We start from the raw sequence: 21,670 nt of genomic DNA on the forward strand, positions 1-21,670 counted from the left end.
TCGTTGGATTCGCGAAACGCGCTTCAAACAGTTCCAATCAGCATGAAGCGCGTATATTTTTTTGTCGGCAGTTCGCCGGAGAACCTGATCTCCCGTAGCGCCGCCATTGCTTCGAAGGCTGCAAGCGAAGCCACGCAGTTGATGTGCGTCGGCTCGCTGAAGTAATCGTTCGATTGCAGCAGCACATTCGTGCCCCGCGGAAGCAGGGCAAGCCAGGCACCCAGCTCGGCTATGTGTTCGCAGCTCGTATTGACCACTAGGTCGGGCCGCCCGGCGGCATAGTCGAGTGCGTACATATCTTCCGTCAGCGCCCGGAAGCGGTCGCCGGCTTCCCGGTTGAGGGTCCGGGCGACCGGCCCGACTTCCGGATCGATGTCGATGCTGTCGATCGCCGCAATGTCGAAACGGGCGTCGTTGAAAAGCATTGCCGGCAATACGCCGTACCATCCACCCAGCACCCATATACGCCCGAACCGGCCGCCGCAGCTTCCAAACAGCTCGTCGAGCGCCCACATCTTGCAAGCGACCTGCTTGTGGTTGAAGGCGTTGGCGATGTCGGCCGTCGGATGCTTGGCGATGACGCGCGCCAGCCCGGCGACGAGAGGGTGGTCGACATAGGCGGCAATTCCCCGGGCGAGATCCAAGGCTTGTTCGTGCCCGCCGGCATTGCGTGCTTGTGTGACATCCATCATATTCGTCCTCTATGTTGGGATTTCGGGCGACACAACGCAATATTGCCTCACGCGAGCCTGTTCGACTTGCGGATAAGACGATGCCGCCAGCCGTTTCGCCGTTGCACGGTGGCGAAGGGGGCCGATTGCGTCTGTCCCGACCAGCGGCGTCCATCCGCGAAGACATTGCCGATACATCGTTTGCCAGCAGGTGCTTTCACCGCCTGCATCCTCCAAACTGACAGTCGCATATGGAACCCAGCCTAGCCCGCTATATCTGGACGCACACCCGGAAGCAGCAGATCTGGATATTGATGATCGTCCTGCTTTCGATGATCCCATATTTCATGTCCTTCGACCTGCCGAAGCTGATCGTCAACGGCCCGATCCAGGGGAAGGGGTTCGAGCAACCCGGCACGACCCTGCCCTTCATGAGATTGCACTATAACCTGCCGTTCATTGGCGAGGTCCAGTTCTTCTCCGGTTTTCAGCTTGACCGCAAGGAGACGCTGCTTGCCCTGAGCCTTGTGTTCCTCTTGCTGGTCGTCATCAACGGCCTGTTCAAACTCTACATCAACACCTACAAGGGCCGCCTCGGCGAACGCATGCTGCGGCGTATTCGCTTCGATCTGATCGATCGTGTGCTGCGGTTTCCGCCGATTTACTTCAAGCGGGTGAAATCCGCCGAAGTGGCGACCATGGTGAAGGATGAGGTGGAGCCGCTGGGCGGCTTTATCGGCGATGCCTTCCTGCAGCCGGTGCTGCTCGGCGGCCAGGCGCTGACGGCCATGCTGTTCATCATGGTCCAGAACGTCTGGCTCGGAATGATAGCGGTGGTGATCGTGATCATCCAGATCGTACTCATCCCGCGGATGCGGCGGCGGCTGCTCGTGCTTGGGCGCCAACGGCAGTTGACGGCGCGCGCGCTTTCTGGCCGGGTTGGCGAAATCGTTGACGGCATCGGCGCGGTTCACGTCCACGATACGTCGAACTACGAGCGCGCCGACATAGCTGCTAGGCTAGGGCTCATCTTCAAGATCCGCTTCGATCTTTACCAATGGAAATTCATGGTAAAGTTCCTCAACAATTTTCTCGCACAGCTCACGCCCTTTCTGTTCTACATGATCGGCGGGTATCTGGTCATCGGGGGCCGGCTGGACGTCGGCCAACTCGTGGCGGTGATCGGAGCCTACAAGGACCTGCCCGGACCGATGAAGGAACTGATCGACTGGGATCAGGATCGGCAGGATGTCCAGGTCAAATATCAGCAGGTCGTTGAACAGTTCACCGTCGAGGATATCATTGCGCCGGGAATCGCGGCACTGACGATCGACGATCCCGGTCCGATGACAAACCCGCTGTCGGCGGTCGGTCTCTCCATGGCAGACGATGGCGGTGCAATGCTCCTCAACCGTGTCTCCATGCAGGTCAAGCCGGCTGAGACGGTGGCGCTGGTCAGCACCCCGACAGGCGGAGCGGAGGCGCTAGCAGAAGCCTTCGCGCGTCTGAACTGGCCAGAGAGTGGAAAGGTCGCTTCGGGCGCCGATGACCTGCTTGAACTCCCCGAAGCCGTGACCGGCCGGCGCATGTCTTACGCCTCGTCGGATGTTTTCCTGTTCCAAGCAAGCCTGCGCGATAACCTGCTCTACGGGTTGAAGCATGCACCGCTGACATCGGTGACTTATGACGGCGCCGCGGCAGACCAGCAGCGCTGGAATATGGACGAGGCGCGCCGGTCGGGCAATCCGGATTTCGACGTCCATAGCGACTGGATCGACTATGCTTCCGCCGGTGCTACCGGCCCGCACGACCTCTTTGAAGCGGTGCGCCGGGTGCTCGACGCGGTTCTTCTGTCGCGCGACATTCTGGATCTTGGCTTGCGCTCTTCGGCCGACCTCACGCGTCACACGAAGCTCGCCGGGCGGATCGTCGAACTGCGTGCAGCGCTGCGAACCCGGCTGGAACAGGAAGGGCTGCGCGAACTGGTGGTTCCTTTCGAGCCGGGCGCTTACAACACGGAAGCGACGATCGGCCAGAACTTGCTTTTCGGCGCCGCCGCCGGCCCCGAACTGGCCGACAAGGCTCTGGCGGCCAATCCCTACTTTGCTTCCGTGCTGAAGCAGGCCGGCCTCGACAGCACGCTCTACGAGATGGGCATGGAGATCGCCGAACAGGCGATCGAGCTGTTTGCCGACCTGCCGCCAGATCACCAGTTCTTCCAGCAGCTCGCCTTCATGAGCGCCGAGGAGATCCCCGCCTACGAGACCTTGCTGCAGCGGCTCAAGAACCGCCCCTACGAGGCGGTTTCGGAGGCCGACCGCGCCATGATCATCACCTTGAGCTTTGCCTATATCGAGCCCCGGCACCGCTTCGGCCTGCTGACCGACGAGTTGATGAGCAAGATCGTCGCCGCACGCAACCAGTTCTATGAAAACCTGCCGCCCGAACTGCACAACGCGATCGAACGGTATGATCCTGCCAAATACATTGCCGCGGCCACCGTCATGGACAATGTCCTATTCGGCCGTGTGGGAAACAACCATCCCGACGCCCCGGACCGCATACGCTCCATCGTCTATGACATTCTTGACGAGCTGGGGCTCTATGCCGAGCTTCTGGATGTCGGCCTGGACTTCAACGTCGGCGCCGGTGGAAGGCGGCTGACCGGCGGACAGCGACAGAAGCTCGATGTTGCCCGGGCTCTGCTCAAGCGTCCCGATTTTCTCATTCTCAACCGGCCGCTGTCGGCGCTCGACCAGCGCATTCAGGACAAGGTGCTGCGAAACGTGCTCGAGGAAGCCAGACGCGACGGCCATTCGCCGGCAATTGTGTGGGTCGTGACGAGTCCGGCAATGGCGATGATGTTCGATCGCGTTATGGTCTTTGACTCGGGTCAATTGGTGGAAGACGGTACACACGAGACACTTTTGGCAGAGAACGGTATCTTCAAGGAACTTCTGTCATAGTCTGGCAGACGCGAATTTAGGAAGGTTTGCGACAATGCTGCTCAAGGATGAAGTTGGAATGCTGCAACGCGTTCCCTTGTTCTCTGGCATTGAGCCGGCAAAGCTCAAGCTGCTCGCGTTCACATCCGATCGCGTGAATTACAGCGCCGGCCAGATTCTTTTCCGGCAGGGCGACGAGGCAGACGCTGCCTATGTCATCCTTTCAGGCAGGGCGGATATTCTGGTCGATTCCGACAGCGGGCCGATGAAAGTTGCCGAACTGCTGCCAAATTCGATTGTCGGCGAGATCGCCATATTGTGCAACAGCTCCCGCACTGCCACCGTCAGCGCGGCAAGTGATCTGGAGGCCTTGAGAATCCGCAAGGATCATTTCCTGAGGCTTATGAAGGAGTTCCCGGAAATGACCATCGAGATATTGCGGGTTCTTGCCGATCGGCTAAGCCATACGACCGCGGATCTGATCGACGCACGAAGCGCCTAGAGCTATGATGGGCCAAAGGTAGCATGGACGACGATTTTTTCCTGGTCAGATTTTGGGGCGTGCGCGGCAGCATTGCTGTATCCGGGCCAGAATTCGCTCGCTATGGCGGCAACACAATCTGCATTGAGATGCGATGCGGCAAGCATACGCTTCTGTTCGACGCAGGCTCTGGCCTGCGGCCTGCCGGCAAGGCGCTTCAGGCGTCGGATGTGACCGATTTCGACCTGCTTTTCACCCATTGCCATTACGATCACATCATCGGGCTGCCGGCTTTTGCGCCTATCTTCGACCCGAGCGTCAAGCTTACGCTTTGGTCCGGGCATCTTGCAGGACGCATGACGACCCGGCAGATTATCGATGAGTTCATACGGCCGCCGTGGTTTCCGGTGAAAATGAACGTCTGCAAGGCAAATCTCGACTGCCGCGATTTCGTATCCGGAGACGTGCTTCGGCCGCGCGAAGGGGTGGTGGTTCGGACCGGCAGTCTCACCCATCCGGGAGGCTGCATAGGCTACCGGATCGAATGGGGCGGCCGCGTCGTGGCGGTGATCACCGACACCGAGCACGAGCCGGACAAACTCGATCAGTCGGTGCTCGACCTGATCGAAGATGCCGACCTCGTCATTTACGATTGCACCTACACCGAGAAGGAAATGGAACGCCGCCGCGGTAACGGTCACTCGACATGGCAACAGGGCGTCAAGCTCTGTGAGGCGGCCGGTGCACGGGCGCTTGCGCTGTTTCACCACGATCCGACACGCACCGACGAGCAACTGGACGAGATGGAGAAGCTGGCCAAGGACAGGTTTGCCGGCGCTTTTGCCGCGCGGGATGGCCAGATGCTCAAGTTCCCGGTCTCATCGCACAGAAAGCGCTGAGCTATTTTCCTTTACCCGCGTGGCGCCCGATCAATGTCCTGATCGGAAGCCATGCACAGGGTTCAGCCTGTGCGGTGACTGTCAACAATCGTTCGAGGAAAAGCCAGGCCGATTCATCATGTACAAGATGGTGGGTGAGCAGGCCGATCGGCTCGCCGTCGGATGCATGCTGCAAGTGTGCGATGATAGCCTGGACCAATACACCATGATCGCGGCAGCCGCGCGTGCCATGCCAATCCATGATGTCGACATTGCTGTTGATGACCGCCAATGAAGCCGGCTTCGGCGGCCCATAGACTGACAAGGCCGCAAAACCTATCGATCCAAGGTCGGATACCACGCCGGCGTCGATCCTGTTCCAGGGCGGCACCAGCATCGGAACGGCACGTGCGCCGTGCAGGCCGGTTACTCGCGACAGTCCGCGAGCCAGATCATCGAGCACCGCCTCGCGTGGCCGATGCGCGCCGAGCTCCTGCCTTTTCTGGTCCTCGGGCGCATGAGTCCGGTGCGCCCAGCCATGGATGGCGACCGTGGCATGCGGGGCCTCGTCGAGCCGGGCGACAAGCTTCGCGTCGGTCAGGGCCGGAATGACGGCCAGAGTGACCGGAACCGCGAATTCACCGGTGAGGTCGAGCAGCCGATCAAGCGCAGGCGTCGGATACACGGCGTCGTCGTCGCGCAGCCAGAACTCCGCCTTGCGGCCCGCCCGTTGCAGGCGCGCCAGCTCTTCCACCAAGGGCTGCCAGATCGGATCGGACGTCATGAGACCGGGACCTTCGCAATAAGTTCGGCCAGACGCGCAGCTGCGCCACCGAGGGAACGTTCTTCGAGAACGAAACGCCGGGCTTCCGCGGCCATGATGGTTCTTTCGTCGTCCCGGGCCAGAAGCCTTTCAATGGCGGAAGCGAACGCCGCGACATCGCCCGGCGGGGTGAGAAACCCGGTCTGGCCATCCCGCACGACCTCCGGCACGCCGGCGATGTCCTGAGCCACCACCGGAAGGCCGGCGGCCTGTGCTTCAAGATAGGCAACGCCGTAGGCCTCGCCATAACCCGGCCAGACATAGATTCCCCCGGTGTAAAGGACATCCGGCACGGCGGCAGGCTCGATCGAGCCGATCCATTCGATACGATCGGCGGGCAAGCCGGCGAATTGCGCTTCGACCTCGTCGCGAGCTGGCCCGTCTCCGACGACCGACATGGTCCAGGGCATATGGCCGATCAAGCCGAGCGCTTGCGCCAGCATGCGATAGCTGCCCAGTTTGTCGCCCGGGCGCATCATGGCGACGGTAACGAGGCGCGTCGGACAACCCCGTGCCGGGATTTCCCGGAATGCCGATATGTCGATGAAGGGCGAAAGCATACCGAAAGCGGCCTTGGGAATAGCATCCGCCAGTCCCTGACGATCCCTTTGGGTGAAGCAGATGTTCAGAGCCGCTTGTTCGATGGCTCGCGCCACCAATGCTTGGCTATCGGCCCACAAGCCGGCATTGCGTCGCCTGGAATAGGAGGCTTCCGCTGTCACATAGGGGACAGCAAAGGCCGACGCCAGCTCCGGCCCGATCAAGTCGGGCGCCTTGTAATAGGGATGGTAGGTGAACCAGAGATCGGGCTTGCCGTCACGATCCCAAAGCTTGGTCAGCCGCGCGGCTTCCTCTGCGGCCTCGATCTTGAGTGCCTCGAAACTTTTCGACTCCGGCTGGCGTAGATAGAAGCGCAACTCAGATGCCAATTCGACGCTATGCCCTCCGTACTCCAGCGCTTTGACAAGCATCCGTGCCATCTGGCGGTCGCCGGAGACAACGGGATGATTGGGTGACTTCAGCGGCGCGTAGAAGGCAATTCGCATCGCGCGACCCTATCATCGGAAAGCCTGCGCAAGTCAATTTCCAAGCGTGATCGACTTCACCTTCAAGTCGTGGAATGTGCTATCTGATGGCCATGGAAACAGCTGTCGCGTCCGACCCTTTTGTCGCTTCTTTGCCGGTCTTCGCAAAGTTCGAAAGCGTTGCCGATATCGATAACTATCGGCCCCTCCCCGATGGCTGGGCGCTGGCCACTGCCGACATTGTCGGCTCGACCAAGGCGATCGAGGCGGGGCGCTATAAAACCGTCAATATGGCCGGCGCAAGCGTCATTTCGGCGCTGCTCAATGCGCTGGGTCGGCAAGATCTCCCCTTTGTCTTCGGCGGCGACGGCGCACTCGTGGCGTTTCCCGGCTCGGCGCTGGAGATCGCCCGCAACGCGCTGGCGGCCGTCCAAAGATGGGTGGCGGACGAACTGGGCCTGACCTTGCGCGCCGCGATCGTGCCGATAGGGGACATAAGGGCGCAGGGCCTCGACGTTCGCGTGGCGAGGTTCCAGGCCTCCGAAGCGGCCTTCTATGCCATGTTCGCCGGCGGTGGCGGCAGTTGGGCGGAAGCTGAGATGAAAGCGGGGCGCTACCGCATCGATCCTGCGCCGGTCGGCGCGCGGCCGGATCTGACCGGCCTTTCCTGCCGTTGGAACCCGATCGAAGCACGGCATGGCGAAATCGTCTCGATCATAGCCACACCGGGGGCGTCGCGCGACTTGCGCGGGTTTCAGTTTCTGGCTTCCGACATCATCGCCCTCGCCGGCAGGCAGGAGCGCGATGGCCACCCGGTGCCGGTGGACGGCCCGGGCTACAGTCTGCTGCCCGCCGGCCTGGATGTCGAGGCGCGGGCGATGGCCACGGCAGGATGGCGGTGGCGGTCGAAGCTGTGGATCGTGTTCCTGATGACGCTTACGGCTGTAACCGATCGATTTGGCTGGACGATTGGCCGTTTCGATCCGAAGGTCTACAAACGCGAGGTGGCCAGCAATTCGGATTTCCGAAAGTTCGACGACGGCTTGAAGATGACCATCGACGTTGACGCGGATGTGCTGCATCGGATCCAAGACCGGCTGAAGCAGGCGGAAGAGGCGGGCATCTGCAATTATGGCCTGCACCGCCAGAAGTCGGCCTTGATGACCTGCCTCGTCATCTCGCCGCTGCAGCGCGATCATGTTCATTTCATCGATGGCGCCGCCGGCGGCTACGCGATGGCTGCCGCAAGCCTGAAGGCGAAGGCGCCGGTCTGCTGACTGCTTGCGGAAATCGATTTCCGCAATATGCCCTCACTCATGGTTCTTGGCACCGGTGAGCCGCGCCATGGGAGCGGGTAGCCTGTCCGAATTGACGGGAAAGCAGATTTTTGGACGCCTAACGATCAACATATGACCGTCTTCTGAACCGGATTTCGAGGTGCGTCGCGCAAGTCGGCGTGATCGGACCGAGCTATGTCGGGTTGCCGCTGTCGGTTGCGATCGCACGCGCCGGGTTCCCGGTTTCCGGCTTCGACATCGAAGCCCGGAAGGTCGATGCCTGAGCAACGGCCAATCCTACTTGAGGCAGTGACGTCGACAGCCGTGCCGGCCGGGCGGTTCCGCACCACTGCGGATTTGCCGAACTAGCCGTCTGCGATGCCATCATAATCTGCGTTCCGACACCGCTGACGAAACACCGGGAGCCGGAGAGGATCCCCGAAGGATCCGATGCTGTCGTCGTGGCAACCTACCACGACGCGATCGACTATCAGGCGATCGCTGATCACGCTCCTCTGGTCGTCGACACACGCAATGATTTTGGCCGCCTCGGGCTGGTCCAAGCGACAGTGGTGGTGAAGGCCCGACGATGTCTGAGACGGCGAATTCTTTGCCCGATGTCAGCATCGAGATTGCACTCCGCCGGAAGCCTCGCCACATAGGGTTCCAGGTGATAGATGCTGTTTACGCCTGCTTCCTTCCTGCAAGGAGTTATTTAGGAAATTCTTCGCCGGCTTTCGTCGCCGAAGCCGGCTTCACTGCCTTCACTTGTGTGGCGGATCAAAGGAGATGGCTCGTCTTCGACGGGTTTGAGATAGCATGAGCACAGCGCAAGCAGAAGTTTCCACCATTCTCATGGATAAAGTTGCCGACTGGCTGAGCCAATCGGCGCTGGCGGGCAACGACCTGGAAACATTGGTAAAGGGCTTTTGTGAACGGTTGGCTGCTGCCGGCCTGCCGCTGAAGCGGGTGCATTTGAGCTTTTCGATGCTTCATCCGCTCTATGACGCGCTTGGTTTTACCTGGCTTCGCGGCCAGGGCCTGGAAGTGGAAGGCTTCCGCAGTGAGAACGGCGTTCATTCCGACAGATTCCTGACCAGCCCATACTACCATCTGCTCAGCAACAAGCTCGACCACCTGCGGCGCCGGCTTGACCCCTCGGTGCGGTCGGAGTTTCCTGTTTTCGACGACCTCAGGCGTATGGGCGTCACCGATTACATGGCATTCGTGCATCCCTTCAACGGCGATACCAGCCAGGGCATGATGGGGTCGTGGTCGACCGACAGTGCGTCTGGCTTCAGCGACGGCATGATTTCGGCGCTATTGCGGATCCAGAACTATCTCGCTATCGCCACCAAGATGGCGGTGCTCACGAAGCTCGCCGACAACATGATGACCACTTATCTTGGCGGCGACGCCGGCAGACGTGTGCTGGACGGCCAGATCAAGCGCGGCGAGGGTGACACAATCCGGGCCGCACTGGTCATGGGCGATATGCGGGGGTCGACAAGGCTTGCCGAAACCTCCGGTCGCGAAATCTACATCGATACGCTGAACCAGTTTTTCGATGCCATCGCTGCACCTTTCAATCGCAAAGGCGGGCAGATCATGAGTTTCCTGGGGGATGGCTTCATCGCCGTCTACCCCTGCGAAAGGCATCGCTCGCAGTCCGAGATCGCCTGCCAGGCTGCTCTTGCGGCAGCGCACAAGGCCAGCGCGCGCATGATGGAGCTCAATCTGCGCAGAAAGGAGCAGGGGTTGGGCGACATAAAGTTTGGTATCGGCCTGCATGTCGGCAATGTGATGTTCGGCAATGTCGGACTTACCGACCGGCTGACATTCTCTGTCTTCGGCTCGGCTGTAAACGAGGTCCAGCGTCTCCAGACCCTGACCAAGAAATATCCGCACAGCGTTCTCGCCAGCAAGGACTTCGCCAGCTATTGCGGCGACAACAGTTGGCTGACGCTCGGCACGGAGGAACTGGCGGGTATCAAGCAGAAGCTGACGGTGCTTTCACCCGATTTGTCGGGTGCTCTCGCGCTCGATGAAGACGCTGCGCCGATTCACGACCGGATATCGGACGCCGAGCAGGTCATGCTGCTTCATCGCGATGCCGCGCGGTTGTCGGCAAGCGACCGGAGGAAGCTCCAGTAACCGACACGATCCGGTCCGAAAGCCTTGGTGTGCAGCCCGGTCGCCGGTTCCGTCGCGGAATTCGATTCGAATCCAAGTTGCTCTAGGCTGGCAATACGCTAGTCTCGCTTTTTGGGTCTGCCGCCCGGCAGACTGCCAGAGTGGGGCTGGTGTGAGGATGAATTCGGGCATTGATCTGCTGCGGATCGAGGATCTTGGCATCTCTTTTGCCATGATCGGGGGACCGTTGCATGCCGTCAGACGCGCAAATCTCCGCGTCCTGCCCGGCAAGGTTACCGCGCTTGTGGGCGAGTCCGGTTCCGGAAAATCGGTTCTCAGCCAGGCAGTGATGGGCATTTTGCCGAATACGGCCCACGTTCGCGGCCGTATCCTGTTTTCTGATCCTGAAAAGCCTGGCACGACGCAAGACATCCTGCAGATGCAGCGTGACGGAACCGAAATCCGGGCGTTGAGAGGCAGCCGCATCGGCAAAATCTTTCAGGAGCCAATGACATCGCTCTCGCCGCTGCACACGATCGGCAACCAGGTCAGCGAATCCTTGCAGATTCATACGCCTATGGCTCGGGCGGAGCGCAAGGCGCGGACCGAGGAAATGCTCGGCCTTGTCGGCTTCCCCAATCCCAAGCGCGCCTACGACATGTATCCATTTGAACTTTCGGGAGGATTGCGGCAACGCGCCATGATCGCCATGGCGCTTATCTGCCGGCCTGCTTTGTTGATCGCCGACGAGCCGACGACGGCGTTGGACGTCACCATCCAGGCACAAATCCTGCAATTGCTGCGCGGGCTTCAGACCAAGCTGAACATGGCGATGCTGCTGATCACGCACGACCTCGGCGTGGTCGCCAATGTCGCCGACGAGGTGGTGGTCATGTACCATGGCGAGATCATGGAAATGGGGCCTGTCGAGGCGATATTCCGCCGGCCGGGCCACCCTTACCTGAAGGGCCTAATGGCAGCCGTTCCGCATTTCGACCTGAAGCCCGGTGAAAGGCTAAAGGCGCTCCGCGAGGTGCCGGTGAATGTCGGGAACCTGCTCGGCAAGCAGACTGCCCCGGCATCGAAGGGGCCAGACGACATCCTGCTGTCGGTAAGGGATCTGACTAAGACCTTCACCATCCGCAAGTCAGGATGGTTCAGCGGGGGTCATCAATCCTCTGTTCGCGCCGTGGACGGCGTGAGCTTCGACATCAGGCGGGGTGAGTGTCTGGGTCTGGTCGGCGAAAGCGGCTGTGGCAAAACAACCGTCAGCAAGATCCTCATGCGGGCCATTACCCCCAGCGGCGGTTCTGTGATCTTCAACGGCCGCGATGGACCGACCGACGTCCTGGGCGCAGAGGGAGATGCCCTGCGCATATTGCGCGCGAAAATCCAGATGGTCTTCCAGGACCCGGTTTCGTCGCTTTCACCTCGCATGACGGTGGAGAACATCTTGAGCGAGCCGCTGGAGATCCATGAGCGTGGCAATGCGGCGTCCCGACTCGCCACGGTCAAGAGCCTGATGCAGGCAATCGGGCTCGATCCGCGCTTCATCAAGCGTTATCCGCACAGTTTCTCCGGCGGGCAGCGTCAGCGCATCGGCATCGCGCGCGCATTGGCGCTGGGGCCTGAACTCCTGATCTGCGACGAGCCGGTTTCGGCGCTCGATGTCTCTGTCCAGGCGCAGATCCTGAATCTTCTGAAGGACCTGCAAAAAGAACTGGGCCTGACCTACCTGTTCATATCCCACAATCTGGCGGTGGTGGACTACATGGCAGACCGCATCGCGGTGATGTGCGGCGGGCGTATCGTCGAGCTTGCGCCGCGCGAAATTCTGCTCAGGAAACCAATCCACCCCTACACGCGCTCCCTGGTCGCCGCGGTACCTTTCCCCGATCTCGACCGGCCGATGGATTTCAAGACGCTGAAGCTCGGCGGCGCTTCTGACACCAGCGCATGGGGACCACAATTCCGCGAAGAAGGCGACGAGGATGTCCTGGCGCCGCTCGATCTTGGCGGCGGCCACCTCGTGCTGGCCCGACGTTCGGCCGATGTCAGCGAGTTACGCCATTGATCAGCCGTCGCACCGTCCTTGGCGTGATGGCTTCGGCACTCCTGCCGGGCACGTCGCGCGCTGGCGACCTGGAGCCGGAATTTCTTCGGCCGCAGCTGACGGCCAGGGCGCTGCCAGCACTCACCGAGCGCCTGCCCAAGAGCCCGCGCGCCTTGAATCTCGCCACGATGGGCCGGCAGCCGGGCCAATATGGCGGCACGCTGCGTACGATCATCGGCAGCCAGAAAGATATCCGGATGATGACGATTTACGGATATTCTCGCCTGGTCGGCTACGACGCAAAGCTTAGCTTGCAGGCCGACATTCTCGAAAATTTCGACGTCGCGGATGATCGCATCTTCACGTTCAAGATACGGGAAGGACACAAATGGTCCGACGGCAGCCTGCTGACGCCGGAGGATTTTCGCTATTGTTGGGAAGATGTCTGGCTGAACGATGAGCTTTCGCAAGGCGGGCTCGCCCCGACCCTGATGGCGGACGGCAAGCCGCCACGCTTCGAGATCGTCGATCCGTTGACGGTGCGCTATAGTTGGGATGCGCCCAATCCCGACTTCCTGCCCAAGCTCGCTGCCGCTTCGCCGATATCGCTTGTTCTGCCATCCGCCTATCTCAAGCAGTTCCACAAGAAATATCAGGATCCATTCCGGCTCGCCGGCCTGATGAAGGAGAACCGGACCCAGAAATGGACGCTCCTGCATATCCGTATGTCGCGGCAATATCGCCCGGAGAACCCGGAACTGCCGACGCTCGACCCCTGGCAGAACCGAACCAAGCCGCCGGCCGAGCAATTCATCTTCGAGCGCAACCCCTTCTTTCATCGGACAGACGAGAACGGCCGGCAACTGCCCTATGTTGACCGAATCATCATGAATGTCAGCTCATCGGCGATCATCTCCGCGAAGACCGGGGCGGGCGAGAGCGACCTGCAATGCATGGGAATTGACTTCAGCGATTACTCCTTCCTGAAGGACGCGGAGAAGCGCTATCCGGTGAAGATGCACCTGTGGAAACGCACACAGGGTTCTCGGCTGGCGCTGCTGCCGAATCTGAATTGTGCCGACCAGGTGTGGCGTGGCCTTCTGCGTGACGTGCGCGTGCGCCGCGCACTTTCGCTCGCCGTGGACAGGCGCGAGATCAATATGGCCGTGTTCTACGGATTGGCGCAGGAAAGCGCCGATACGGTTTTGTCCGAGAGCCCGCTCTACCGGCCGGAATTCGCTAAAGCTTGGGTTGCCCATGATCCCGACCAGGCCAACGCGCTGCTCGACGAGGTCGGGCTTCTGGCACGTGACGATGACGGCCTGCGGATACTTCCCGATGGACGCTCTGCCCAGATCATCGTGGAAACCGCCGGCGAAAGCACGCTGGAAACCGACGCGCTCGAACTCATCACCGATCACTGGCGAAAGATCGGCATCGCCCTGTTCATCCGGACTTCGCAGCGCGACATCTTCCGCAGCCGCGCGCTTGGCGGCCAGATCATGATGTCGATGTGGTCGGGCATCGACAATGGCGTGCCGACCGCCGACATGAACCCGAGTCAGTTGGCCCCCACAATCGACGATCAGCTGCAATGGCCGCTCTGGGGTGCTCACTACTTGTCTCATGGCAAGATGGGCGAGGCGCCCGATCTTCCTGCAGTGATCGAGTTAATGGTTTTGCTCAAGCGCTGGAACGCATCGACCGAAGCGACAGAGCGCGCCGAAATCTGGAATTCGATGCTGTCGATCTACACCGATCAGGTGTTTTCGATCGGGACCGTGAACGGAACGCATCAGCCGATTCTGGTGTCCTCACGGCTGCGCAATCTGCCTGACAAGGCGCTCTTCGGCTACGATCCGACCGCCTATTTCGGTGTCTACATGCCGGATACATTCTGGCTTGGAGAGTCCTGAGCGTGCTTCGATATATTGTCTGGCGCATTACTGTGATGGTTCCAACGCTGCTGGTGATATCAGCGCTGGTGTTCACGATCATCGAACTTCCCCCCGGCGACTATTTCGACAGCTATGTCGCCGAGCTTCGGGCACAGGGCGAAGGGGTGGATTCCGATCGCATCGAGATGATGCGCAAGGAATATGGTTTCGACAAGCCGCCGATCATTCGTTACTTCTATTGGGTCGGCGGGATGCTGCACGGCGATTTCGGCTATTCCTTCGAGTATGAGTTGCCGGTTCGCGACGTCGTCGGGGACCGAATGTGGCTGACTGTGCTGGTTTCCTTCGTCACGATCATCTTCACTTGGCTCATCGCCTTTCCGATCGGCATGTACTCCGCGACGCATCAATACAGTTGGGGCGATTACGGCCTGACCTTTTTTGGCCTCCTAGGCCTTGCCATTCCGAACTTCATGCTGGCGCTGATCCTGATGTATTTCGCCAACATCTGGTTCGGCACGTCCATCGGCCATCTCATGGACCCGCAATATCTCAGCGAGCCGATGAGCTGGGCCAAGGCGAAGTCGATACTCTCCCATCTCTGGATCCCGGTCTTGATCATCGGCACCGGCGGCACGGCAAGCATGATCCGGCGGCTGCGCGCCAATCTGCTCGATGAGCTACACAAGCAATATGTGGTGACCGCGCGCGCCAAAGGTCTTCATCCGTTCAGGGCGCTGGTCAAATATCCGCTGCGCATGGCGCTCAATTTCTTTATTTCCGACATCGGCTCCATCCTGCCGGCCATCATCTCCGGCGCCGAAATCACCGCGATCGTGCTGTCTTTGGAAACGACCGGGCCGATGCTGATCAAGGCGCTGCAAAGCCAGGACATGTATCTGGCGGGGTCGTTCCTGATGTTCCTCGCCTTCCTGACGGTTATCGGCGTCCTGATTTCCGACCTGGCGCTGGCGCTGCTGGATCCACGAATTCGTTTGCAGGGCGGCAGCACCAAATGAAAACGGATTCGCCGCTCCCCGCACCGAGTGCTCCACTAGAACACTATGTTTCCAGCGCGCCCTTTGACCTGCAGTCGGTCGAGGCGATGACGGTGGAGCAGTCGAAGGTCTTTCAGGCGTCGCAGTTGCGGCTGATGTGGTGGAAATTCCGCTTGCACCGGCTCGCCCTTGTATCCGGCATATTCCTGGTAGTGCTTTATTTCGGGATATTAATCTGCGAGTTCCTGGCGCCCTACAACCTGCACACGCGCAACATGGACTACATCTATTCGCCGCCGCAGCAGGTGCACCTGTTCCACAACGGCCAGTTCGTCGGGCCGTTCGTCTATGGCCGCCAGATGACGCTGGACATGGACACGCTCAAGCGGAACTACATCGACAACCAGGACGATGTTCAGCGGCTCCGTTTCTTCTGCAAGGCCGATCGTTACCGGTTCTGGGGCCTGATCGAAGGTGACAGGCATTTTGTCTGCGCTGCCGAAAACGGTCAGCTTTTCCTGGCGGGCACCGACCGGCTGGGGCGCGACGTGCTCTCGCGCATGATCTATGGCGCACGCATTTCACTGACAATCGGCCTCGTCGGCATCAGTTTCAGCTTCCTGCTGGGCATCGTCATCGGCGGACTGGCCGGTTATCACGGCGGTATCTTCGACCTGATCGTTCAACGAATAATCGAAGTTCTGCAATCGATTCCCAGCATTCCGCTATGGTTGGCCCTGGCGGCGATCATGCCGATAACCTGGAGCCCAATTCTGATCTATTTCGGCATCACCGTCATCCTCGGAGTGCTCGACTGGACCGGACTGGCGCGGGCCGTGCGTTCAAAGCTTCTGGCCTTGCGCGAGGAAGATTACGTTCTCGCCGCGCAGTTGATGGGCGCCGGAAGCAGCCGCATCATTAGGCGGCATCTCATTCCCGGCTTCATGTCGCATCTGATCGCGACGGCGACGCTCTCGATTCCTGGCATGATCCTGGGCGAGACGGCGCTGAGCTTCCTCGGGCTCGGCCTGAGGGCGCCGATAACCAGCTGGGGAATCCTCCTCACCGAGGCGCGCAGCGTCAGCGTGATCGCGTTCTATCCATGGCTTCTCCTGCCGATGCTCCCCGTCATTCTCGTCATCATGGCGTTTAACTTCCTCGGTGACGGCTTGCGGGACGCCGCAGATCCCTACAAGTGAGGTCGTTATTTTGCCGCGCGCCGTGCCGCCTATTCCACCCGGTATGATCCTTGCCGGCTGCCTGTACGGTTGTTGCAGTGTTCATCGTCCGCCTCTATATGTTCCGACACGTGATCGAGTTTGGCACTACGCCTTCGGGATACACCCGTGAACAGTTCGTGTCGGAGGCATTGCCGATCTTGAGCTGGTTCAGGACACACAAAGCATATGAGTCGCCTTGAGAATTTCATCAGCAGGATGACCGCACAGCGCGACATTCTCGACCAAGTCTGCGTCGAGGTGGCGAAGATGGAGGGGCTTGTGCTCGAGCTCGGCCTCGGCAACGGACGGACGTTCCACCATCTGCGCGAGCGCCTGCCCGGGCGCCGAATCGTGGTGTTCGACCGCGAAGTCGGTGCACATGCCAGCTCAATTCCCGAAGCCGAAAACCTCGTGCTCGGCGAAATACGCGAGACGGCCCGCAAGTTCATTGGCATCGAAGCCGCCCTTGTTCATGCCGACATCGGCACCGGCTATGACGATCGCGATGCAGTGACTGCTACCTGGCTTCCCGATCTGATTGCGAGCCTGCTTCGCGTCGGCGGCTTCGCGGTCAGTGGCACGCCGCTCGATCACCCGCTGCTGCAACGCCTCCCGGCGCCGACTTCAGAGCCCGCCGATCGTTATTTCCTCTGCAAGCGCGTGTGAGCGGCCGAGAGCCCTCATCTTTTCACGCAAACGATGCTCTACCGCAATTCCAAGGGAAAGTGCTAGGCGCTTTTCCCGAGAACCGTTTACACTTCCTTGGAATTGCTCTGGACGGCCCAATTGCTCAGGGGATTGTATACACCGCTATCTCCCGCTCGATGCCGCGCAGCGAGACTTCGTGAAGCACGGGCGTCAGAGCGTTCCTGCGCAACAGATCGGCGGTGAGATTGTCGTCGACCACTGCACGGGTGGCGAAGATAGCCTGTGCGTTGGCCAGGTTCTGGACCCGTGAAGCAATGTTGACCGTCTGGCCGAAATAGTCCTGTCGCTCGTTCATGGACACGGCGATGCAGGGGCCGGCATGGACACCGATCTTGAGCAGCAGATCCTCGCGCCCGCTTCTGTCATTGAGCGCACGCATGGCATCACGCATCCTGAGGGCCGCAGCCATCGCGCGATCAGGCGTCGCGAATGTCGCCATCACCGCATCACCGATGGTCTTCACCACCGCGCCTGCCTCCGCCGCGACGATCTCGTGCAGAACCTGGAAATGCACGTGCACGAGATCGAAGGCTGAAAGGTCGCCCACCCGCTCGTAAAGCGCGGTCGATCCGCGCAGGTCGGTGAACAGGAAGGTGAGGCTGGTGATCTTCAGGCGCTGGTTGATGTCGAGCGTATCCGTACGATAGAGGTCGCGGAACGTCTGGTTGGTGAGCAGGCGCTTGGCGGTCAGAAAAGGCCGGCGTTTGCCCAGGAGATTATGCAATGCCTCGCCGGCGATGAAGACTGCCGGCAGCACGCGGGTGTCGGTCCTGTTTTCCAGCGAAATACGCAGCGGACCGGGTAGCATTTCCAGTGTCTGGTTCTGGACATGGTCGCGGTCGAAAGCCAAAGACAGGCTTCGCCGCTCTTTTGTTGGTTCGCCCTTCGCGTCGATGAACTGCGCTGAATGGGTGACCGGCTCGAAGACGATGATGAATTCGGGCGGAAGCTGTATAAGCAGGACGGCCTTTTCACCCGGCGCCAGCTCGATATCCTCCAGCGAGAACGCTCCTATGTTTTTCGCCAGATCCTCTTCCGGCAGATCGACGCCGGATCCCCAGTAAATCTGGCGAAAATATTCCACCAACGGCAGTTCGTGTGGATTGTGGGCGGCAATCCTGCGCACGCGAGGGCTGACGGTGAATGTCACCTCGACCATCTCATCAAGGGTCGGCGAATAGCCTTCGGAGCATAGCGCGCAGGTGTATTCGTCCTTCTGCAGGGTTTTCAGCGTAGCGTTGGTGTCGAGCACGCCGCCACAGCCGGGGCACAGAACATTCCATGAAATGTCGAAGATGCCCACCCGCGCCGCATGGAGGAAGGCGCTTATGGCGCGTTCCTCGTCGAGGCCATGCTTGCTGGCGAAAGCCGGCACATTGATGCGGCAAAGTTCATAATCCTTGCCTTCCGCGATGGTCCGCCGGATCGCGTCGATTGCCTGGAGATCGACATCGGTTGATTGCCGCAAAAGCGAGAACAGATCCTGAATTTCGGTCATCGTGCAGGCTCCGGAAAATGCGCCCCCTAGGTGGTTCACCGGAACCGGTCTTTGTTCCGAGCGCTCCATCTTACTTCGAAACGGATCGTACGGCCATTCGAATGGCAAAGCCCGCGCGACGGTTCAATTTCCGTCGGGATTTTCACCGATCGCAAGCGGCACTATGGTGAGTCCATGGGGTATTCATCTTTGGGACTTTCTCCCGCGCCGACACCCGGCAACCCGCCATTTCCCGCGGCCCTGCGGCTTTTCTCGGCGGGGGTCATCATCGTCCTGATCGTCGGCGCCGGCCTGTTTTTCGCGCCTGCGCTGGTCAAGCCGCGCTGGCCCTGGGCCGTCACGCCGTTCAATGCCCGCTTCCTCGGCGGCTTCTACACCGCCGAAATGGTCGTGATGGCGGCGCTGCTGGTCTGGAACCGCTGGTCGCCAGGCAGGCTCGTGCTTGTCATGGCCTTCATCTTCACCGTCATCGTGTCGGCGGCTTCGTTCTTCAGTCTCGGCTATTTCAACTTCGAGCGCAAAGCGCCCTGGCTCTGGTTCTTGGTCTATCTTGCTTCGGTCGCGGTATCCGGATCGTTCCTTTGGCGGGCCAGGGGCCGTCCTTCCGCAAAGGGCGTGACCTTAAACTCTGCATGGCGCGGCTACATGTCGATGGAAATGGTGATCCTCGGGCTCTATGGCGTCGGTCTGTTGCTGTTTCCCCTGACATTCGGCGGCTTCTGGCCGTGGCCGATCGACGCCTTCCACGCTCAGGTCTACAGCGCCATCTTCCTCGCCGGAGCGGGCGGCACATATCTCGTCAGGAAAAGCGCGCCGCGCGAAGAGCTGCTGGTGCTCGGTCTGGCGCAGTTTCTGGTCGGCTTGTTTGCCATCCTTGGCCTTGTCATCACCGAGGCCGCAGTGCACCGGATCGACTGGACGGCGACGGGAACATTGTGCTGGCTCGCCCTTTTCGGCTGGATCGGAATCAGCGGCATCTTCAAACTCTACGCCGTCTCCTGGTACTTCAGCGCGCAATCGGCATCATAGGATGATGAGATGGCTGGATTTTCAGATGATGTCCGGTGCATCGTGCCGGGCCCATTGCCTTTGCCGGGAAAGCCATGACCAGCACGACCTCGCCATTCGCAAAGAAAATCCAGCCGCAACTCCGGGCCATTCGGCCAAGCGATGCGGAGGCGCTTTGCGCCATCTTCAACATGCCGGGCTTCCGCTGGGGCACGCTCAGGATGCCATTCGAGATGGTGGAGCAGGTAGAACGGCGTATCGCCAAGTCCGGCCAGGAAACCACCTGGATCGTTGCCGAGCTGGACGGCAAGGTCGTCGGCCATGGCAGCCTGGTCGTGCAGGGTTCGCCGCGCCGTTCGCACATCGGCGAGATCAATATCGGCCTTGACGATGGCTTTGTCGGCAAGGGTATCGGCTCTGCCATACTTGGCGCGCTGCTTGACGTGGCCGACAACTGGCGCGCCCTGAAGCGAGTCGAATTGACCGTCTATGCCGACAATGAACCGGCCATCCGCCTCTACACAAGCCACGGCTTCGAGGTCGAAGGCCGGCATGTGAAGGCCGGCTTTACCGAAGGGCGGTATCACGACCTTCTGAGCATGGCCCGGCTGCGGTTCTGATGACCACGGACTTTGATCCGACCCTTAAGGCTCCGGTGGATGTTCTGGCAGTGCTATCACTGCTCTGCCCGGAAGTCGTGCGTGACATCGAGCAGAACTGGAATGCACCGGTTTCCGAATACGCCCGCCATCTGTGGCGGCCGGTGGCAAGGCCTGCATCGAGTCCGGCGATCGCTGCCCGTTCGATCCTGCTTGATATACTGCATCAGCGCCTTGATTTGATCATGCAGCCTGAAGAGGTCGGCAAGGCCCTTGAAGAATTCGACCACAGACCGGTGATTCAGTCCGGCCTCCACTGCCTGCTTCTGATGGACCGGATCACCTTCGATGCCCTCCTGTTTGCCTGGCTCGGCGCGGTCGAAAACGGGCTGTCGGCCTTCGTCGGCTTCATGGGAACGACGATGACCATGGAGACAATTGGCCGGGAGGGGCCGGGATGGCTCGATGTCGGCGACGACAAGGTCAACTTGTTTGGCATGGGGCGCCACAAACTATGCCGCAAAAGCGCCTGCGCGGCCGGCCCGGTCACCCTCAACAAGCGGGCGCTCGAAGCGGTGGGCGACGAAACGGATGCCAGCCGCTGGCTGGGCACACTGCTCGCCAGCCAGGACAAGGTGTTTGGAACCGCCGCCGATGCACTGACAGAACTCAACCAGGATCTGGTCGCCGATTGGGATCGTTCCGGCATGGCTCGGCCGGTGTTCATCGATGACCGGCTCGCGGCTTCCGTCGTGGCGCGGCATCTGGACCATGACAGCAGCCTTCTTTCCAAGCTGCTCCTTGAGCCCGCAAGGCGTCAGCGTCTCGAACGTACCCTGCAAGAGACCGAATCGAGCCCATTTGGCAGATTCCTGCCCAATGCCACGGCCTATTTCTGGGGCATTCGCGAGGAGCGCGTGCGCAAGCTCGTCCTCGAGAACGGGCACCTGATCGAGCCTGAAAGGCCGAATGGTCTTTCCATCCCGTTCGAGCGGGCGCATCTCAAGCAGGCGCTGCTGGACGGCGTGCTGCTGCCGAACTTGTTCCTGACGTTCCTCGTTCTTGCCATATTGCCGCGCGTGCGGGTCGTGGGCGGCCTGAGGCAGATCGGTTATGTAGCGCTTTTCCATTCGATCCTGCTGGCCGCGCTGGATGAAACCGCGCCGGAAGAGCGCGGTCTGGCTGCCGAGTTGCAGGTTCGGGAAAATGCCTGGGGCACCCGGGTCATCGATGAAAAAATGTCGGTCCGCGAACAGGTTGCCGGCCTGCCGGCAGGGAGGCTGTTTCCTGACCTGCTCGGGCACTACCGTTCGCACACCTTTGCCGAGACGACCGACGACCTGAAACTGGTTCGTGAAAACGCCCGATGGCGCAAGATAGGCCGAGCCTGTGGCGTCTGATCCGGCCGCATGCCCTCATTTGTCATTGCACTATTCCGGCCTTGCGGAGCCCGTC

18 protein-coding genes are annotated in these 21,670 nt (G+C 60.5%); 14 read left to right on the forward strand and 4 right to left on the reverse strand.

Annotation, left to right across the window (positions count from 1 at the left end):
• Nucleotides 1-23: 23 nt before the first annotated feature.
• Complete coding sequence (locus NKI69_RS26495; RefSeq protein WP_081734794.1) at nucleotides 24-689, reverse strand: class I SAM-dependent methyltransferase; 666 nt, start codon at nucleotides 687-689, stop codon at nucleotides 24-26.
• A gap of 233 nt (nucleotides 690-922) precedes the next feature.
• On the opposite strand from NKI69_RS26495, the gene NKI69_RS26500 reads away from it, so the two are divergent.
• From NKI69_RS26500 to NKI69_RS26510, 3 genes are read left to right on the forward strand one after another with little or no spacing between them, the layout of a single operon-like run.
• Complete coding sequence (locus NKI69_RS26500) at nucleotides 923-3,637, forward strand: ABC transporter transmembrane domain-containing protein (RefSeq protein ID WP_352722834.1); 2,715 nt, start codon at nucleotides 923-925, stop codon at nucleotides 3,635-3,637.
• A 34-nt stretch (nucleotides 3,638-3,671) separates the two neighbouring features.
• Nucleotides 3,672-4,118: a cyclic nucleotide-binding domain-containing protein gene (locus NKI69_RS26505; RefSeq protein WP_031212612.1), complete on the forward strand. Its 447-nt coding sequence runs from the start codon at nucleotides 3,672-3,674 to the stop codon at nucleotides 4,116-4,118.
• A 23-nt stretch (nucleotides 4,119-4,141) separates the two neighbouring features.
• The gene (locus tag NKI69_RS26510; RefSeq protein ID WP_023809545.1) at nucleotides 4,142-4,996 is read left to right on the forward strand and encodes an MBL fold metallo-hydrolase; all 855 of its coding nucleotides are present in this window, start codon (nucleotides 4,142-4,144) and stop codon (nucleotides 4,994-4,996) included.
• Between the two features lies 1 nt (nucleotide 4,997).
• Here the strand turns inward: NKI69_RS26510 and NKI69_RS26515 are convergent, their stop codons facing one another.
• Complete coding sequence (locus NKI69_RS26515; protein WP_352722835.1) at nucleotides 4,998-5,759, reverse strand: polysaccharide deacetylase family protein; 762 nt, start codon at nucleotides 5,757-5,759, stop codon at nucleotides 4,998-5,000.
• Nucleotides 5,756-6,844 carry a glycosyltransferase family 4 protein gene (locus NKI69_RS26520; RefSeq protein ID WP_023809547.1) on the reverse strand — a complete coding sequence of 363 codons (1,089 nt, stop codon included), beginning with the start codon at nucleotides 6,842-6,844 and terminating at the stop codon, nucleotides 5,756-5,758. Before NKI69_RS26520 ends, NKI69_RS26515 begins: the two co-directional genes overlap by 4 nt.
• 74 nt (nucleotides 6,845-6,918) lie before the next feature.
• Between NKI69_RS26520 and NKI69_RS26525 the strand changes: the two genes are divergently transcribed.
• The 8 genes from NKI69_RS26525 to NKI69_RS26560 all read left to right on the forward strand — a co-directional run bounded on the left by NKI69_RS26525 (nucleotide 6,919) and on the right by NKI69_RS26560 (nucleotide 17,068).
• Nucleotides 6,919-8,100: a DUF3095 domain-containing protein gene (locus NKI69_RS26525; protein WP_081734769.1), complete on the forward strand. Its 1,182-nt coding sequence runs from the start codon at nucleotides 6,919-6,921 to the stop codon at nucleotides 8,098-8,100.
• Between the two features lie 179 nt (nucleotides 8,101-8,279).
• Complete coding sequence (locus NKI69_RS26530; protein ID WP_023809549.1) at nucleotides 8,280-8,384, forward strand: hypothetical protein; 105 nt, start codon at nucleotides 8,280-8,282, stop codon at nucleotides 8,382-8,384.
• 535 nt (nucleotides 8,385-8,919) lie between these two features.
• Entirely contained in the window at nucleotides 8,920-10,254 is a 1,335-nt protein-coding gene (locus tag NKI69_RS26535) for an adenylate/guanylate cyclase domain-containing protein (RefSeq protein WP_023809552.1), read from the forward strand.
• 157 nt (nucleotides 10,255-10,411) lie between these two features.
• Complete coding sequence (locus NKI69_RS26540) at nucleotides 10,412-12,307, forward strand: ABC transporter ATP-binding protein (RefSeq protein WP_023809553.1); 1,896 nt, start codon at nucleotides 10,412-10,414, stop codon at nucleotides 12,305-12,307.
• Nucleotides 12,304-14,202 carry an ABC transporter substrate-binding protein gene (locus NKI69_RS26545; protein ID WP_352722836.1) on the forward strand — a complete coding sequence of 633 codons (1,899 nt, stop codon included), beginning with the start codon at nucleotides 12,304-12,306 and terminating at the stop codon, nucleotides 14,200-14,202. Before NKI69_RS26540 ends, NKI69_RS26545 begins: the two co-directional genes overlap by 4 nt.
• A gap of 2 nt (nucleotides 14,203-14,204) precedes the next feature.
• Nucleotides 14,205-15,203: an ABC transporter permease gene (locus NKI69_RS26550; RefSeq protein ID WP_023809555.1), complete on the forward strand. Its 999-nt coding sequence runs from the start codon at nucleotides 14,205-14,207 to the stop codon at nucleotides 15,201-15,203.
• Entirely contained in the window at nucleotides 15,200-16,381 is a 1,182-nt protein-coding gene (locus NKI69_RS26555; protein ID WP_031212616.1) for an ABC transporter permease, read from the forward strand. Before NKI69_RS26550 ends, NKI69_RS26555 begins: the two co-directional genes overlap by 4 nt.
• A 207-nt stretch (nucleotides 16,382-16,588) precedes the next feature.
• The gene (locus tag NKI69_RS26560; RefSeq protein WP_023809557.1) at nucleotides 16,589-17,068 is read left to right on the forward strand and encodes a class I SAM-dependent methyltransferase; all 480 of its coding nucleotides are present in this window, start codon (nucleotides 16,589-16,591) and stop codon (nucleotides 17,066-17,068) included.
• A 124-nt stretch (nucleotides 17,069-17,192) separates the two neighbouring features.
• On the opposite strand, the gene NKI69_RS26565 is transcribed toward NKI69_RS26560, so the two are convergent.
• Nucleotides 17,193-18,608: an adenylate/guanylate cyclase domain-containing protein gene (locus NKI69_RS26565; protein WP_352722837.1), complete on the reverse strand. Its 1,416-nt coding sequence runs from the start codon at nucleotides 18,606-18,608 to the stop codon at nucleotides 17,193-17,195.
• Nucleotides 18,609-18,797: 189 nt separating this feature from the next.
• On the opposite strand from NKI69_RS26565, the gene NKI69_RS26570 reads away from it, so the two are divergent.
• From NKI69_RS26570 to NKI69_RS26580, 3 genes are all read left to right on the forward strand, one after another.
• Nucleotides 18,798-19,637: a hypothetical protein gene (locus NKI69_RS26570; protein ID WP_023809559.1), complete on the forward strand. Its 840-nt coding sequence runs from the start codon at nucleotides 18,798-18,800 to the stop codon at nucleotides 19,635-19,637.
• Between the two features lie 74 nt (nucleotides 19,638-19,711).
• On the forward strand, nucleotides 19,712-20,236 hold the full coding sequence (locus tag NKI69_RS26575; RefSeq protein WP_352630582.1) for a GNAT family N-acetyltransferase: 525 nt from the start codon (nucleotides 19,712-19,714) through the stop codon (nucleotides 20,234-20,236).
• Nucleotides 20,236-21,615 carry a hypothetical protein gene (locus tag NKI69_RS26580; protein ID WP_352722838.1) on the forward strand — a complete coding sequence of 460 codons (1,380 nt, stop codon included), beginning with the start codon at nucleotides 20,236-20,238 and terminating at the stop codon, nucleotides 21,613-21,615. The genes NKI69_RS26575 and NKI69_RS26580 overlap by 1 nt, the downstream gene beginning before the upstream one ends.
• The last annotated feature ends 55 nt before the right edge of the window (nucleotides 21,616-21,670 follow it).

It is taken from the genome of Mesorhizobium sp. M0491, assembly GCF_040321265.1.
Taxonomy (GTDB): Bacteria; Pseudomonadota; Alphaproteobacteria; order Rhizobiales; family Rhizobiaceae; genus Mesorhizobium.